This is a genomic window from Bacteroides ihuae (genome assembly GCF_900104585.1).
GTDB classification, from domain to species: Bacteria; Bacteroidota; Bacteroidia; order Bacteroidales; family Bacteroidaceae; genus Bacteroides; species Bacteroides ihuae.
The window spans coordinates 873,388-887,767 of sequence record NZ_FNVX01000004.1; the positions used below are offsets into that span (position 1 = coordinate 873,388).

Here is a 14,380-nt window from a genome sequence, read left to right on the forward strand (position 1 = left end):
AATAAAAGCTGGTCAAAAGTTAACAGCCAAGTCAATCAAGTACTTTCCATATTCAGTTTTCTCTAATCTTTGACCTAAAAGAATGAGTTGATCTAAAGAAATCCAGCCATTGCGCCACGCTATCTCCTCAATGCAGCTCACATAGAACCCCTGACGGTTTTGAATGGTAGCCACAAAATTGGATGCTTCAAGCAGACTATCGCAATTACCAGTGTCCAACCAAGCGAAACCACGGCCAAACAGTTCTACTTTCAAAGTACCTTCCTCCAAATAAAGTTTATTAAGATCAGTTATTTCATATTCGCCTCGAAGAGATGGTTTAAGCGATGCTGCCTTTTCTGTTACACTGGCATCATAAAAATAAAGTCCCGGTACAGCATAGTTACTTTTGGGTTGAACCGGTTTTTCTTCTAAAGAAACAACCCTTCCGCTACCATCAAACTCTACCACTCCGTAAGCTCTGGGATCTTTCACATAATATCCAAAGATACATGCGCCCTTGCCCATATCTGCTGCCCGACGTAGCATCGTCGAGAATCCTTGTCCATAAAACATATTATCACCAAGAATCAAGCAGCCTGGTTCTCCGGCAAGAAATTCAGCCCCAAGAACGAAAGCTTGTGCCAAGCCATTGGGGTTATCTTGTACTTTATAGTAAAAACTCATACCAAGTTCTTCGCCCGTGCCCAATAGATCACGAAACATGGGTAAATCTCGTGGAGTAGAGATAATTAGCACCTCACGAATACCCGCAAGCATCAGAGTAGAAAGCGGATAATAAATCATCGGCTTATCATAAACCGGCATAATTTGTTTTGAGATCGCTTTCGAGAGAGGATAAAGACGCGTAGCACTTCCTCCGGCCAGAATGATTCCCTTCATATAAGTTAGTTTATTTATTGCAAAGAACGCAAAGAAATTTGATGTAGCAAAATAAAAGAAAATATTATTAAACAATATACTCTTTTTTCATCCGGCCAATTCTATTACTTCCAAATCCTTAAACTCTCCATTCTCAATACTAAAACGCACCATTGTGCGCACCTTATGAAACCCAGATGTGCCTGCGGCTCCGGGATTGATATGAAGCATTCCAAGTGTTTTATCGTATTTCACCTTTAATATATGCGAATGCCCACTAATAAAAAGTTTAGGAGGCTTAACCAGCAAACTACCGCGAACTGAAGAATCATAATTGCCAGGATAGCCTCCGATATGTTTTATTAATATCTCAGCTCCATCTACCGTAAAGCGATTTATCTGCGGATATATTCGTCGTATATCCTGCCCATCTATATTACCATATACAGCACGAAAAGGGCGAAAATCAGCCAACTTCTGCGCAACCTCCAAAGAGCCAATATCTCCGGCATGCCATATCTCATCACAAGTATCAAAGTAAGTAAGATATTTATCATCCCAATAAGCATGTGTGTCTGATAATAGACCAATTCTTGTCATAATTCCTTTGTTTATATTTGCAAAGGTAGTATATTTGGAGCAAACTAAGTCGATGGAAAACATCTATAATTACTTCAAACGTGATATCAGTTGGCTATCCTTCAATTATCGCGTGCTACTGGAAGCCGATGATGACCGCCTCCCGCTATATGAGCGTATTAATTTCATCGCTATCTATTCTTCGAATCTTGAAGAATTTTATAAGATACGTGTAGCTGACCATAAGGCCATAGCTACAGGTGTAGCAAAAAACGATGAAGAATCCGTCCAATCATCAATCAAGCTTTTAGGAGAAATCAGTTCTGAGGTCAACCGACAACTAGAAGAGCGTATTCGTATCTACGAGCATAAAATTCTTCCGGCTCTTCGCGAAAACCAAATTATCTTCTATCAAAGCCATAACATCGAACCTTTTCATCGAGATTTTGTGCGTAATTTCTTTAAAGAAGAAATCTTTCCTTACCTGCAACCGGTACCTCTGTGGAGAAACAAAGTAATTTCTTTTTTAAGAGACAATAGACTTTATCTGGCTGTACGTCTATTTCTTCTCGGCACGAGTAAAGACGATCCAAATCATGTACAATATTTCGTGATGAAGATGCCCTATAGCAAAGTGCCTCGCTTCATAGAGCTTCCTAAACACGAAGACCATTATTATATAATGTATATTGAAGATATTATCAAAGCCAATATCAGCACTATATTTCCCGGGTATGAAGTAGACTGCAGCTACTGCGTTAAAATATCAAGAGATGCTGATATTTTTATTGATGATACGGATAACTCAGACATAGTAGAACAAGTGAAGAAAAAGGTGAAGAAGCGTAAGATCGGTGCCGTATGCCGTTTTGTTTATGATCGCCAGATGCCTAATGATTTTCTGAACTTTCTTATGGAAGCTTATCACATCGACAAGAATGAACTGGTCCCGGGCGACAGACACTTAAACCTAGAAGACTTGCATCGATTGCCCAATCCCAATAAAGATCTTAAATGCAAGATAAAGCCCCAACCAATGAAACTTGCATGCCTTGACAGCAAGGATTCAATCTTTCGATACGTCGCAAAAAAAGATTTGCTAATACACTATCCTTATCACTCTTTCGGACATTTCACCCATTTTCTCTATGAAGCAGTACACGATCCGCTAACCAAAGAAATTATGATCACCCAGTATCGCGTTGCAGAGAACTCGGCTGTGATAAACACACTCATATCTGCCGCAATCAACGGAAAGAAGGTTACTGTATTTGTTGAACTCAAAGCTCGTTTTGATGAAGAAAACAATCTGGCTACAGCCGAGATGATGAAAGCAGCAGGCATCAATATTATTTATAGTATCCCCGGATTAAAAGTGCATGCTAAAGTCGCTCTTATACTACGTCAGAACGATAGAGGTAACCTGATTCGTAGCTATGCTTATATAAGTACTGGAAATTTTAATGAGAAGACGGCTAATGTATATGCGGATACAGGATTATTCACTTGCAACAAGGAAATCGTGAATGATCTCCACAACCTTTTCCTTACCCTTGAAAAGAAGGAGGTTCGGGATTTTAAGTACTTACTTGTTTCTCAGTTCAACTTAATACCTGAACTGGATAAACTTATCGATCATGAGATACAACTAGCGAAAAGTGGTAAGAAAGGACGCATCATATTAAAAATGAATGCACTTCAAGATCCTAACATGATTAACCGACTTTATGAAGCTTCCATGAGTGGAGTGGAGATCGACCTCATCATTCGTGGAATCTGTTGCCTGATACCGGGGCAACCCTATAGCAAGAACATACGCATCACCCGAATTGTAGATAGTTTTTTGGAACATGCCCGTGTATGGCACTTTGGTAATAATGGCGATCCCAAAGTCTTTTTAGGTTCACCCGATTGGATGAGACGCAATCTGTACCGACGAATAGAAGCTGTAGTACCTATTCTGGACCTTGATCTTCGACAGGAGATGATTGACATGCTTGAATTGCAATTAAAAGACAATCAAAAAGCTTGCTTTGTTAACGAACATTTACGCAATGTGTTCAAGCATGGAGACTCTCTCCCCCCCTTAAGAGCACAATATGCTTTCTATAATTATCTCAAAATGAAAAATGAAACACGTATGTAACATAGATAACGCATATTTGCAATATATTTGCGCACTAGAAACAGAAGACATATTTTATGGAAACTCTTTATCTTGGTATTGTTATCTTTTTATTCGTGCTGGCAATCTTCGATTTAATGGTCGGTGTCAGTAATGATGCAGTAAACTTCCTCAATTCAGCTATAGGTGCAAAAGCGGCATCTTTCAAAACAATCATGATTGTTTCGGCAATCGGTATTTTCATCGGGGCATCCCTCTCTAACGGAATGATGGACATTGCCCGGCATGGCATTTATCAGCCGGAATATTTCTATTTCAATGAGGTTATGTGTATTATTCTTGCTGTGATGCTCACAGATGTGGTGCTATTGGACATTTTCAACTCCATGGGAATGCCAACTTCAACAACTGTGTCTATGGTTTTTGAACTCCTCGGAGGAACGTTTGCCCTAGCATTGATCAAAGTTCACGGAAGCAGTGAATTCGAATTGGGCGATTTGATTAACACGGATAAAGCACTATCCGTCATCATGGCTATTTTCGTATCAGTAGCTATAGCCTTCTTTTTTGGTATGCTAGTGCAATACATTGCCCGTGTTATCTTCTCTTTCAATTACAGAAAGAATATGAAATACAGTATCGGAGTGTTTGGCGGCATAGCAGCGACTGCAATCATATACTTTATGCTCATCAACGGATTGAAAAGCAGTTCATTCATGACTAAAGAAAACATAGAATGGATAAACACAAATACTCTTCAGATTGTCTTAGGATGTTTAGGCTTTTTCACCGTACTAATGCAAATTCTGCACTGGCTAAAAATTAATGTATTCAAAATCATCGTATTGTTGGGTACTTTCTCTCTGGCACTTGCATTTGCCGGCAATGATTTGGTGAACTTCATCGGCGTTCCTTTAGCTGGTTATTCATCTTTCATTGACTATACAGCAAACGGAGCCGGAGCTACTCCGGATAGTTATCTTATGACCTCACTTTTGGGCCCGGCTCAAACTCCTTGGTATTTCCTTATTGGTGCGGGAGCCATCATGGTATATTCCTTATTTACCTCTAAAAAGGCACATGGGGTAGTGAAAACATCTGTTGACTTAGCTCGCCAGGATGAAGGAGAAGAATCTTTTGGCAGCACTCCCATAGCTCGCACGCTTGTACGTATCAGCCTTGGAACGTCCAACACTCTCTCAAAAGTTCTTTCTGAAAACACAAAACAATGGATCGATTCACGTTTTCGTAAAGATGAAGCTATCATTGCTGATGGCGCAGCTTTCGACTTAGTGCGTGCATCTGTCAATCTAGTATTGGCCGGTCTTTTAATCGCCTTAGGAACTTCATTGAAGTTGCCACTCTCTACAACCTACGTCACTTTCATGGTTGCAATGGGTAGTTCACTCTCTGACAGAGCTTGGGGAAGAGATTCAGCAGTATTCCGCATAACCGGTGTACTCTCTGTCATCGGAGGATGGTTTCTGACAGCAGGTGCAGCTTTTACTATTTGTTTCTTTGTAGCAATGGTGATCTATTTTGGGGGTACCGTGGCCATTGTATTGATGATTGCTTTAGCTGCATTTATCTTACTCAGAAGCCAACTATTATTTAAGAAAAAAAATCAAAAGGGAAAAGTAAATGAGACTTTTAAGGAGTTAATGCGCAGCACAGATAGTGCACAGGCTCTGGGACTAATGAGAATACTAACACGTGAGGAACTTACAAAAGTATTAGAATATGCGGAAGAGAATTTTAACCGCATCGTCACTTCATTTATTACTGAAAACTTGCGAGGGCTACGTAAAGCTATGGGAGCTAGCAAATTTGAAAAGCAGCTGTTAAAGCAAATGAAACGTAGCGGAACGTTGGCCATGTGTCGCCTAGATAACAATACGGTACTTGAAAAAGGACTCTATTACTATCAAGGCAATGATTTTGCCAGTGAACTAGTCTATAGCATCAGTCGTCTTTGCGAACCTTGCCTAGAGCACATCGACAATAACTTCAACCCGCTTGATGAAACGCAACAAGCCGAATTTGCAGACGTATCCAAAGACATTACCGAATTGATTCGTTCATGCAAGGAAAAATTAGATACAAACAATTTTGAAGATTTTGATGACAACATCAATACTGGAAATACACTCAACGCTCAATTAGCACATCTGAAGCGAGAAGAACTAAAGCGTATTCAGAGCCAAAAAGGTGGTAGTATTAAAGTGAGTATGGTTTATTTGACAATGGTTCAAGAGGCACAAAACGTAGTAACCTACACTATAAACCTGATGAAAGTAAGTCGCAAATTTCAGATGGATACTGATTTTTAATCCTAATGCACTTGGCAAAGGGCATTTAAATGTACTATCTTTGCGCTTCATTTTAAACGATTAAACATGATTTCAATAGACGGATTAGCCGTAGAGTTCGGTGGATCCACCTTATTTAGTGATATTTCATTTGTTATCAACGAAAAAGACCGCATCGCCCTAATGGGCAAAAATGGCGCGGGTAAAAGTACACTATTAAAGATTCTGGCGGGTGTCAGACCACCCTCACGCGGAAAGATTTCTGCACCAAAGGAGTGCGTCATTTCCTATCTACCGCAGCATTTGATGACGGAAGATGGAAGAACTGTTTTCGAAGAAACCGCTCAAGCCTTTGCTCAGCAGCATGAGATGGAAGCCGAAATAGAGCGCCTCAATAAAGAGTTGGAAACTCGTACGGACTATGAGACGGACAGCTATATGGCTCTCATCGAGGAGGTTTCTACCATAAGTGAAAAATTCTATGCCATTGATGCTACAAATTACGAAGAAGATGTAGAAAAAGCATTATTGGGTTTAGGATTCCTACGCGAAGACTTCAATCGTCAAACAAAAGATTTCAGTGGTGGATGGAGAATGCGCATCGAACTGGCCAAATTGCTTTTACAAAAGCCTGATGTGTTATTGCTCGATGAACCTACCAACCACCTTGACATTGAGTCAATTCAATGGTTAGAAGATTTCTTGATCAATAGTGCCAAAGCTGTTATCGTTATCAGCCACGACCGCAAATTTATTGATAATATCACCACGCGAACCCTCGAAGTAACGATGGGACGCATTTATGATTATAAAGTGAACTACTCCAAATATTTGGAGCTGCGCAAAGAAAGAAGAGAACAACAGCAGAAAGCTTATGATGAACAACAAAGGTTTATTGCTGACACCACTGAATTTATAGATCGATTTAAAGGTACTTACTCTAAAACAACACAAGTTCAAAGTAGGGTGAAAATGCTCGAAAAGCTCGATCTCCTTGGAGTGGACGAAGAAGATTCTTCGGCATTGAGACTAAAGTTTCCTCCATCGCCACGCTCAGGTAATTATCCGGTAATCATGGACAATGTAGGAAAAACGTATGGGGAGCATACCGTTTTCCGAAATGCTAATATAACCGTAGAGCGAGGAGATAAAGTGGCTTTTGTTGGCAAAAATGGAGAAGGTAAATCGACACTTGTAAAGTGTATCATGAAAGAAATAGAGCATGATGGTACTTTGACGCTGGGTCATAACGTGCAAATTGGTTATTTCGCTCAAAATCAGGCTTCAATGTTGGATGAAAATCTAACTGTATTTCAAACAATTGATGATGTAGCCAAAGGGGATATACGAAATAAAATACGCGATCTGTTGGGCGCTTTCATGTTTGGTGGAGAAGAGTCGACCAAGAAGGTAAAAGTACTTTCGGGAGGCGAACGAACAAGACTAGCAATGATCAAGCTACTTTTAGAGCCCATCAATCTACTAATATTAGATGAACCGACTAACCACCTTGACTTGAAAACGAAAGATATTCTTAAACAAGCATTGGCCGACTTTGACGGAACATTAGTTGTTGTATCGCATGACCGTGATTTTCTTGATGGTTTAGTGACAAAAGTCTACGAATTTGGTAATAAGAAGATCACAGAGCACCTATGTGGCATTTATGAATTCTTAGAGAAAAAGAAAATGGATTCGCTAAACGAATTAGAAAAGAAATAATTATAATATTTTTTATGCTTTGATAAGAGCTATAATAAGATAAAATATGCTTTCTTTGTGATTCTCATAAGAATATACGATTTTATCAACTCTAAAAAAAGAATAATATGAAAAGACTATTTTATTGCGCTGCATTTGTTGCAGCAATGGGTTTGTTTACAACAGCCAATGCTCAAAATACAACGACGAAAAAAGAAGTAAAGAAGGAACAATGCGATAAGAAATGTGACAAGAAAGACGGTAAGGCTTGCTGCAAAGCAGGAGATGCTAAAAAAGAATGTTGCAAAACTGCTGACGCCTCAAAAAAAGGAACAGAAAAAGCTTGCTGCAAAGCCGATAGCACAAAGAAATCTTGCTGCAAAGAAGCAGCTGCAAAGAAGAAATAAAATTGATGCTATAAAGACAGCTGTTTTAAGCTAAAAAAAGCAGATATTCAAAATAAATATTGAATATCTGCTTTTCTATATATTACAAAGTTCGGACTTCATGGGGTAAATACCCGCTACGAATTCGCCATTCTTGAGGATAAAGGTTATTGGCTCGATTGCCTATATTTTTCACAAAGCCCAATGGAGCACCTCTATAAGTAACCAAAAGATAACCACGAGGTGCAGCTTCGTTAAGCAAAATAGCTTCCTTGCGCAAATAGGCAATAGCCTGTTCATAGCCAATTTCTTCAGTATGAAAAGTTCCCGGACGCATTATTTTGCTCATAGCGAGTGAATGGTTGGGAATTATATCTTTCCCTTTCATTTCAGCCAACATAACACCCGCCTGAACAATATGTAGCGACTGTTGCAACTTGCTCAATTCAGCAAAATAAGAGCGAGGAAAAGCCGAAACAAAACGATCATTTGCTATCAATTGATAACTATCTGAGTCAACAATCCAATCTTTTACGATGTTTAGCAGCTCTTTATTAGAATTAGGAAGTTTCGCCCCTTTGCTTTTCTTATCGGCCATTTTTCGTTGTGAAGCAGCAAATAAACGTTCAGGTTCCTCCTCCGCATTTGGCTTTCTTAGCACAGCAAGAAAGAAACCTTCCCCCACCGTTTTATGAGGTAAGAAGCGATAAACAGGGAAATCACGACCTGACAGATTGCCACTTATACTCCAATCGCCGGGCACATCTACTTCCAAAGGTATTCCACCAAATTCCTCTTGAATCCAAGCAATGTTCTCCTCGTCTTCCTTTGTATTATAGGTACACGTACTATAAATAAGGATTCCTCCCGGCTTAAGACTAGGCCAAATATCAGCAATAATGCGCCGTTGTCGTTGCCAACAGATTTCGACATTATCCAAACTCCATTCCTCAATAGCAGCAGCATCTTTACGGAACATTCCCTCACCCGAACAAGGAACATCAGCCAAAATGACATCAAAAAAAGAATCAAGCTTAGAAAAATCAGTCGGATCGTTATTTGTCACTATAACATTGGGCTGCCCCCACTTCGTAAGGTTCTCAGCCAAAATATGAGAACGAGAACGGATCACCTCATTAGCAACCAGTAAACTGCCTGAAGGTAACAAACTACAAGCATGGGTAGATTTACCACCTGGAGCTGCACATAAATCGAGCATCACACTAGGTTTGTGCACATACTGCTTCATCACCTTCTCCAGAAACATGGATGAAGCTTCTTGCACATAATAACAGCCGGCATGAAATAGAGGATCGAAAGTAAAAGTTAGCCGTTCGGGAAGATAGTAACCTGTAGCACACCAAGGTATGGGAACTATGCCATCAATCGTTATTGAAGAAAACTCCTTTTTTGAGGTATTCAGTCGGACACTGACGGGAGAGTCTTGTTGTAATGCTTCAAGCAACGCATTATAACCTTCTTCTCCCAAGAGGGTTCGTGTATAAGTAGCAAATTTAGTGGGTAAGTTCATTTTATTCTATTAAAAAGTGCAAATATCAAAAATAATTCGTCTCTTTGCAACTTTCTGAGTAGCGAACTACGTCTAAAACACAAAGAATAAATAATAATAAAACAGAAGTATATGAAACGAATAATTATTGCTCTGATTGTAGCTACCGCATTCTCCACGCTGACACTGGCTCAGAAGAAGATTACCATTTCTGCTGTAAAAGACAGCATTGGAAAAGCCAAGATTACATTGACCAAAACAGCCTCGGCAACAAATGATGAAGATTCAGACACAACATTCATTGCTGAATGGGAAGATACTCCTGATAGTGCTTCAAATACTGCTGTATCAACAACAGATGATGATGATTTCCCATTTAACTTTAACGGGCAACATTTTGGGAGCGCAGCATTACTAATTCCCATTATCGCCATTATCATGGGATGTGGACTACCAATATTCATTATATTTATCACCTTCTTTTTTCGGTATAAAAATAAGAAAGCAAAATATCGTCTTGTTGAGCAAGCTCTTGCATCTGGGCAACCAATACCCGAAGGTGTGTTTAGTGAACAAAGAATGGATAATGATATTCAAACAAAAGGTATTAAAAACACCTTCATGGGCATCGGACTTTTTATCTTTCTTTGGGCTTTAACAGGGAACTTTGGACTAGGATGCATCGGACTACTAATCATGTTCACTGGTTTAGGACAATTGGTTATCTGCTACACTCAAAAGTCTTCTTCAATTGAAAAAGGACCTTATTCAAGTAATAGCAGAAACAAGCAAGTTTCGGATGCAAAAGCCAATCAAGAGGAAAAAAGCGATAAGCCTTCAACCGAAGAATGAGTCAACTTAACGACATATCGTTAGTAGCACAGGTCGTGGTATTTAAAAATACCAGGGCCTTTGACGAGTTAGTGAAGAAATATCAATCGCCTATCCGGCGATTCTTTCTGAACCTAACTTGCGGAGACGGTGAGTTAAGTGATGATTTGGCACAAGATACATTTGTAAAGGCATATACTAATATTGCTTCATTTAAGAATCTCTCAAGTTTCTCTACATGGCTCTACCGTGTTGCATATAATATTTTTTATGACTATATTCGCAGTCGAAAGGATACGACCGACTTGGAAACTAGAGAAATTGATGCGGCGTGTAGCACTGAGCAAGAAAATGTAGGAGAAAAGATGGATATCTACCAATCGCTTAAAATGCTGAAAGAAATAGAACGAATCTGCATCACTCTCTTTTACATGGAAGATGTAAGCATTGATAAGATTGCAGGAATTGTTGGTTGCCCAACAGGAACAGTGAAATCTCACTTGTCCAGAGGCAAAGATAAATTAGCAACATACTTAAAACAAAACGGTTATGATGGAAACTAATGATAAACTGTTGAAGCAATTCTTCAACGAACAAAAACAAGATATTGAAGATAATGGGTTTAGCCGCCGTGTAATGCACAGCCTACCAAGCTATAGCAAACACTTGTCTAATCTTTGGGTATCATTCTGTACTACCATTGCATTAGTCTTATTTATAACGCTAAATGGCTTACAGGCAATAGCTGGTGCATTACGAGATATTTTTATATCAATTATGCAAAACGGAGTAGAGCATATTGATCTGAAATCACTAGTGATAGCAGCAGTGGTACTTGTGGTCTTATGCCTTCGCAAGGTTTGCTCGCTAGCTTAACATGCAGTTATAACTACGAGACATTATTATTTTGATAAATCATAGGATTACTCTAAAATTAAAGTTATTCATTCTTACGATTCTGTTGGCAACAGTTTCTTTAAATACTTGTGCCCAAAGAAGTGACTCTGTCGTTATCAATTTCTTAAAAGATCTGTACATACCCATAACCAAAGAGAACCATAGCAAACTACTGAAAAGTGGAAAAGAAAAATTCATCGACCTTTTTTCTGAAGTAAGAAAAGCAAAACATCATATACATCTGGAATATTTCAATTTCCGGAATGACTCGATAGCCAATGCTCTCTTTGATTTATTATCTATCAAAGCCAGTGAAGGAGTTGAGGTACGCATACTCTTCGATGCTTTTGGGAATTGGTCTAATGATCGTCCTTTAAAGAAAAAACAGTTAGATTCCATCCGCCAAAATGGGATAGAAATATATAAATTCGACCCTTTCAAATTCCCATACATCAATCATGCATTTCATCGTGATCATCGAAAGATCGCTATAATCGATGGCAAAACAGGCTACTTAGGAGGTATGAACATAGCCGATTATTACATCAAAGGGCTACCTAAAATAGGTGCGTGGAGAGACATGCACATTCGCATAGAAGGAAATGCCGTGAAGTATATACAAGATATTTTCCTTAAAACCTGGAATAAAGTAACGAAACAGGATATTAATGGAAAAATCTACTATCCTGATATAGACGAAAAGACCGACGATTTTAATGAAAAAATCGCAATTGTAGACAGAGCTCCTAACGAAACTCCTGAAGAACTTCGTCGAACGTACGCCAGATCTATCAGAGCCGCACAAAAGTCAATCCAGATTGTAAATCCTTATTTCGTTCCGACTCATTCAATAAGAGAAGCTCTAAAAGAAGCTATTGATCGTGGGGTTAAGGTTGAAATTATGATTTCATCAAAGTCAGATATCCCTTTCACTCCCGAAGCATCTTTTTATCTGGTTCACAAATTAATGGAAAGAGGGGCTAAAATCTATCTGTTTAATGGTGGGTTTCACCACTCAAAAACAATGATGATTGACAGCCTGTTTTGCACCGTAGGTTCAGCCAATCTGAATAGCCGAAGTTTACGATATGACTATGAAACAAATGCATTCATATTTGACAAAAGAACTACAAAAGAATTGAGCGATATTTTTGAAGCAGACAAGAATAGCAGCACCTTATTAACGCCTCAAAGATGGAAGCAACGCTCTAAGTGGAAAAAAGTAGTTGGCTGGTTTGCTAACATATTCACGCCATTTATATAAAAGGCTTTAGAAGAAAAACAAAACTTTCTACGTACATTTGCAATAAAACCTAACGAAGTATAAAACATGAAACAATATCTGGAGCTACTCGACAGAGTACTGAAAGAAGGAGTAAAAAAAAACGATCGCACTGGGACTGGCACTATTAGTGTCTTCGGCCATCAAATGCGCTTCAACCTTAGTGAAGGATTCCCTTGCCTCACAACTAAAAAACTTCACCTGAAATCCATCATATACGAACTTTTATGGTTTCTAAAAGGAGATACGAACATACAATATCTACAAGAGAATGGCGTACGCATATGGAACGAATGGGCAGATGAGAATGGAGACTTAGGACATATTTATGGTCACCAATGGCGATCTTGGCCAGATTACAAAGGAGGAAATATTGATCAGATAACAGAAGTAGTAAACACACTCAGAAACAACCCGGACTCTCGCCGCATTATTGTGAGTGCTTGGAATGTCGCTGATCTAAGCAATATGAATCTTCCTCCATGCCACATACTATTCCAATTTTATGTGGCTAATGGTCGACTAAGCATGCAACTTTACCAACGTAGTGCGGATATCTTTCTAGGTGTACCATTCAATATTGCTTCTTACGCTTTGTTGCTCCAGATGATGGCGCAAGTAAGCGGGCTAGAAGCAGGTGATTTTGTGCATACGCTAGGGGATGCCCATATCTACTTAAATCATCTGGAACAAGTAGAATTACAATTAGCCCGTGAGCCTCGGCCATTACCACAAATGAAAATTAATCCGGAAGTAAAGAACATCTTTGATTTTAATTACGAGGATTTTGAGTTGGTCAACTATAATCCGCACCCACACATTGCCGGAAAAGTATCTATTTAAATCTTATTTCATGAGTAAAATAGCAATCATAGTAGCTGTAGACAGCAAACTGGCCATCGGATTTCAAAACAAACTGTTATTCTGGTTACCCAACGACTTAAAACGCTTCAAAGCATTGACTACTGGGAATACGATCATTATGGGACGAAAAACTTTTGAGTCGCTCCCGAATGGCGCTCTTCCAAATAGAAGAAATATTGTCATCTCTACTAACTCGGAACTACAATATGCGGATGCAGAAGTATTTCCTTCACTTGACGCAGCAATAAAAAATAGCCACGACGATAGACCCATTTACATCATAGGCGGAGAAAGCATCTATCGACAGGCATTGCCTATAGCCGATGAACTTTACATCACCGAAATAAATAATAAAGCGAATGAAGCGGATGCCTTTTTTCCTACAATAGACCTTGATATATGGCATGAAAAAAGCAGAGAAAATCATCCTGCGGATGAAAAACATCTCTGCCCATATTCTTTCGTAAACTATATCAGAAGATAAATCAATCTTCTTCCAAATCAACCATAATAGGCATCTGCCTCTTAATGGCCTCATGAAAAGAAACAAGTGTTTCTGTACGTGCCAAACCTAATGGTTGCAATTTATCATGTATTATACTCAATAAATGATGGTTGTTCTTCGCATAGATCTTGATAAACATGTCATATTGCCCAGTAGTAAAATGGCATTCAACTACCTCTGGAATATTTTCGAGTGCTTTAGTCACAGAATCAAAAGATTCGGGATCTTTTAAATAAAGTCCAATATAAGCACACGTCTCGTAACCAATCTTCTCTGGATCGATAACGTATTCTGAGCCTTTCAGTATACCCAAATTAGTAAGTTTCTGTATGCGCTGGTGAATTGCTGCACCAGATACATTACAAGCTCTAGCAACCTCCAAAAAAGGAATACGAGCATTCCCGGCAATCAATTTTAGAATCTGTTCATCCAAAGAATCCAATTGATGATGTCCCATTTAAATCAAGTTATATAAGTGAATATAAAAAATACATTGCATTTTTTCGCAATGAATATGCAAAGTTAATCAA

At 38.9% G+C, this 14,380-nt stretch carries 14 protein-coding genes; 10 read left to right on the plus strand and 4 right to left on the minus strand.

Annotated features, from left to right (window positions below; translation table 11 throughout):
* Nucleotides 1–12: 12 nt before the first annotated feature.
* Complete coding sequence (rfbA, locus tag BQ5338_RS04415; protein ID WP_071145575.1) at nt 13–882, minus strand: glucose-1-phosphate thymidylyltransferase RfbA; 870 nt, start codon at nt 880–882, stop codon at nt 13–15.
* A gap of 87 nt (nt 883–969) precedes the next feature.
* Nucleotides 970–1,461, minus strand: coding sequence for a metallophosphoesterase family protein (locus BQ5338_RS04420; RefSeq protein ID WP_071145576.1), 492 nt, complete (start codon nt 1,459–1,461; stop codon nt 970–972).
* Nucleotides 1,462–1,513: 52 nt separating this feature from the next.
* On the opposite strand from BQ5338_RS04420, the gene BQ5338_RS04425 reads away from it, so the two are divergent.
* From BQ5338_RS04425 to BQ5338_RS04440, 4 genes are all read left to right on the plus strand, one after another.
* Complete coding sequence (locus BQ5338_RS04425) at nt 1,514–3,586, plus strand: RNA degradosome polyphosphate kinase (protein ID WP_071145577.1); 2,073 nt, start codon at nt 1,514–1,516, stop codon at nt 3,584–3,586.
* Nucleotides 3,587–3,642: 56 nt separating this feature from the next.
* Nucleotides 3,643–5,895: an inorganic phosphate transporter gene (locus BQ5338_RS04430; RefSeq protein WP_071145578.1), complete on the plus strand. Its 2,253-nt coding sequence runs from the start codon at nt 3,643–3,645 to the stop codon at nt 5,893–5,895.
* A 66-nt stretch (nt 5,896–5,961) separates the two neighbouring features.
* Nucleotides 5,962–7,596: an ABC-F family ATP-binding cassette domain-containing protein gene (locus tag BQ5338_RS04435; protein ID WP_071145579.1), complete on the plus strand. Its 1,635-nt coding sequence runs from the start codon at nt 5,962–5,964 to the stop codon at nt 7,594–7,596.
* A 107-nt stretch (nt 7,597–7,703) separates the two neighbouring features.
* Nucleotides 7,704–7,982, plus strand: a complete 279-nt coding sequence (locus tag BQ5338_RS04440) for a hypothetical protein (RefSeq protein WP_071145580.1) — start codon at nt 7,704–7,706, stop codon at nt 7,980–7,982.
* Nucleotides 7,983–8,064: 82 nt separating this feature from the next.
* On the opposite strand, the gene BQ5338_RS04445 is transcribed toward BQ5338_RS04440, so the two are convergent.
* On the minus strand, nt 8,065–9,492 hold the full coding sequence (locus BQ5338_RS04445; RefSeq protein WP_071145581.1) for a methyltransferase RsmF C-terminal domain-like protein: 1,428 nt from the start codon (nt 9,490–9,492) through the stop codon (nt 8,065–8,067).
* Nucleotides 9,493–9,603: 111 nt separating this feature from the next.
* Here BQ5338_RS04445 and BQ5338_RS04450 point away from each other — a divergent pair, with 111 nt between their 5' ends.
* The 6 genes from BQ5338_RS04450 to BQ5338_RS04475 all read left to right on the plus strand — a co-directional run bounded on the left by BQ5338_RS04450 (nt 9,604) and on the right by BQ5338_RS04475 (nt 13,829).
* The gene (locus tag BQ5338_RS04450) at nt 9,604–10,323 is read left to right on the plus strand and encodes a DUF6249 domain-containing protein (protein WP_071145582.1); all 720 of its coding nucleotides are present in this window, start codon (nt 9,604–9,606) and stop codon (nt 10,321–10,323) included.
* On the plus strand, nt 10,320–10,865 hold the full coding sequence (locus tag BQ5338_RS04455; protein WP_071145583.1) for an RNA polymerase sigma factor: 546 nt from the start codon (nt 10,320–10,322) through the stop codon (nt 10,863–10,865). Before BQ5338_RS04450 ends, BQ5338_RS04455 begins: the two co-directional genes overlap by 4 nt.
* Nucleotides 10,852–11,178, plus strand: coding sequence for a DUF5056 domain-containing protein (locus tag BQ5338_RS04460; protein ID WP_071145584.1), 327 nt, complete (start codon nt 10,852–10,854; stop codon nt 11,176–11,178). Before BQ5338_RS04455 ends, BQ5338_RS04460 begins: the two co-directional genes overlap by 14 nt.
* A 79-nt stretch (nt 11,179–11,257) precedes the next feature.
* A complete protein-coding gene (gene cls / locus BQ5338_RS04465; RefSeq protein WP_235816382.1) occupies nt 11,258–12,463 on the plus strand; it encodes a cardiolipin synthase in 1,206 nt (401 codons plus the stop codon).
* 66 nt (nt 12,464–12,529) lie between these two features.
* A complete protein-coding gene (locus BQ5338_RS04470; protein ID WP_071145585.1) occupies nt 12,530–13,324 on the plus strand; it encodes a thymidylate synthase in 795 nt (264 codons plus the stop codon).
* A gap of 10 nt (nt 13,325–13,334) precedes the next feature.
* Nucleotides 13,335–13,829 carry a dihydrofolate reductase gene (locus tag BQ5338_RS04475; RefSeq protein WP_071145586.1) on the plus strand — a complete coding sequence of 165 codons (495 nt, stop codon included), beginning with the start codon at nt 13,335–13,337 and terminating at the stop codon, nt 13,827–13,829.
* Between the two features lies 1 nt (nt 13,830).
* Here BQ5338_RS04475 and BQ5338_RS04480 read toward each other — a convergent pair whose 3' ends face one another.
* Complete coding sequence (locus tag BQ5338_RS04480; protein ID WP_071145587.1) at nt 13,831–14,307, minus strand: Lrp/AsnC family transcriptional regulator; 477 nt, start codon at nt 14,305–14,307, stop codon at nt 13,831–13,833.
* Nucleotides 14,308–14,380: the final 73 nt, after the last annotated feature.

Coding starts and splice junctions, on each gene's coding strand:
- rfbA (WP_071145575.1), bottom strand. CDS start 882: ATGAAGGGAATCATTCTGGCCGGAGGAAGTGCTACGCGTCTTTATCCT.
- BQ5338_RS04420 (WP_071145576.1), bottom strand. CDS start 1,461: ATGACAAGAATTGGTCTATTATCAGACACACATGCTTATTGGGATGAT.
- BQ5338_RS04425 (WP_071145577.1), top strand. CDS start 1,514: ATGGAAAACATCTATAATTACTTCAAACGTGATATCAGTTGGCTATCC.
- BQ5338_RS04430 (WP_071145578.1), top strand. CDS start 3,643: ATGGAAACTCTTTATCTTGGTATTGTTATCTTTTTATTCGTGCTGGCA.
- BQ5338_RS04435 (WP_071145579.1), top strand. CDS start 5,962: ATGATTTCAATAGACGGATTAGCCGTAGAGTTCGGTGGATCCACCTTA.
- BQ5338_RS04440 (WP_071145580.1), top strand. CDS start 7,704: ATGAAAAGACTATTTTATTGCGCTGCATTTGTTGCAGCAATGGGTTTG.
- BQ5338_RS04445 (WP_071145581.1), bottom strand. CDS start 9,492: ATGAACTTACCCACTAAATTTGCTACTTATACACGAACCCTCTTGGGA.
- BQ5338_RS04450 (WP_071145582.1), top strand. CDS start 9,604: ATGAAACGAATAATTATTGCTCTGATTGTAGCTACCGCATTCTCCACG.
- BQ5338_RS04455 (WP_071145583.1), top strand. CDS start 10,320: ATGAGTCAACTTAACGACATATCGTTAGTAGCACAGGTCGTGGTATTT.
- BQ5338_RS04460 (WP_071145584.1), top strand. CDS start 10,852: ATGATGGAAACTAATGATAAACTGTTGAAGCAATTCTTCAACGAACAA.
- BQ5338_RS04470 (WP_071145585.1), top strand. CDS start 12,530: ATGAAACAATATCTGGAGCTACTCGACAGAGTACTGAAAGAAGGAGTA.
- BQ5338_RS04475 (WP_071145586.1), top strand. CDS start 13,335: ATGAGTAAAATAGCAATCATAGTAGCTGTAGACAGCAAACTGGCCATC.
- BQ5338_RS04480 (WP_071145587.1), bottom strand. CDS start 14,307: ATGGGACATCATCAATTGGATTCTTTGGATGAACAGATTCTAAAATTG.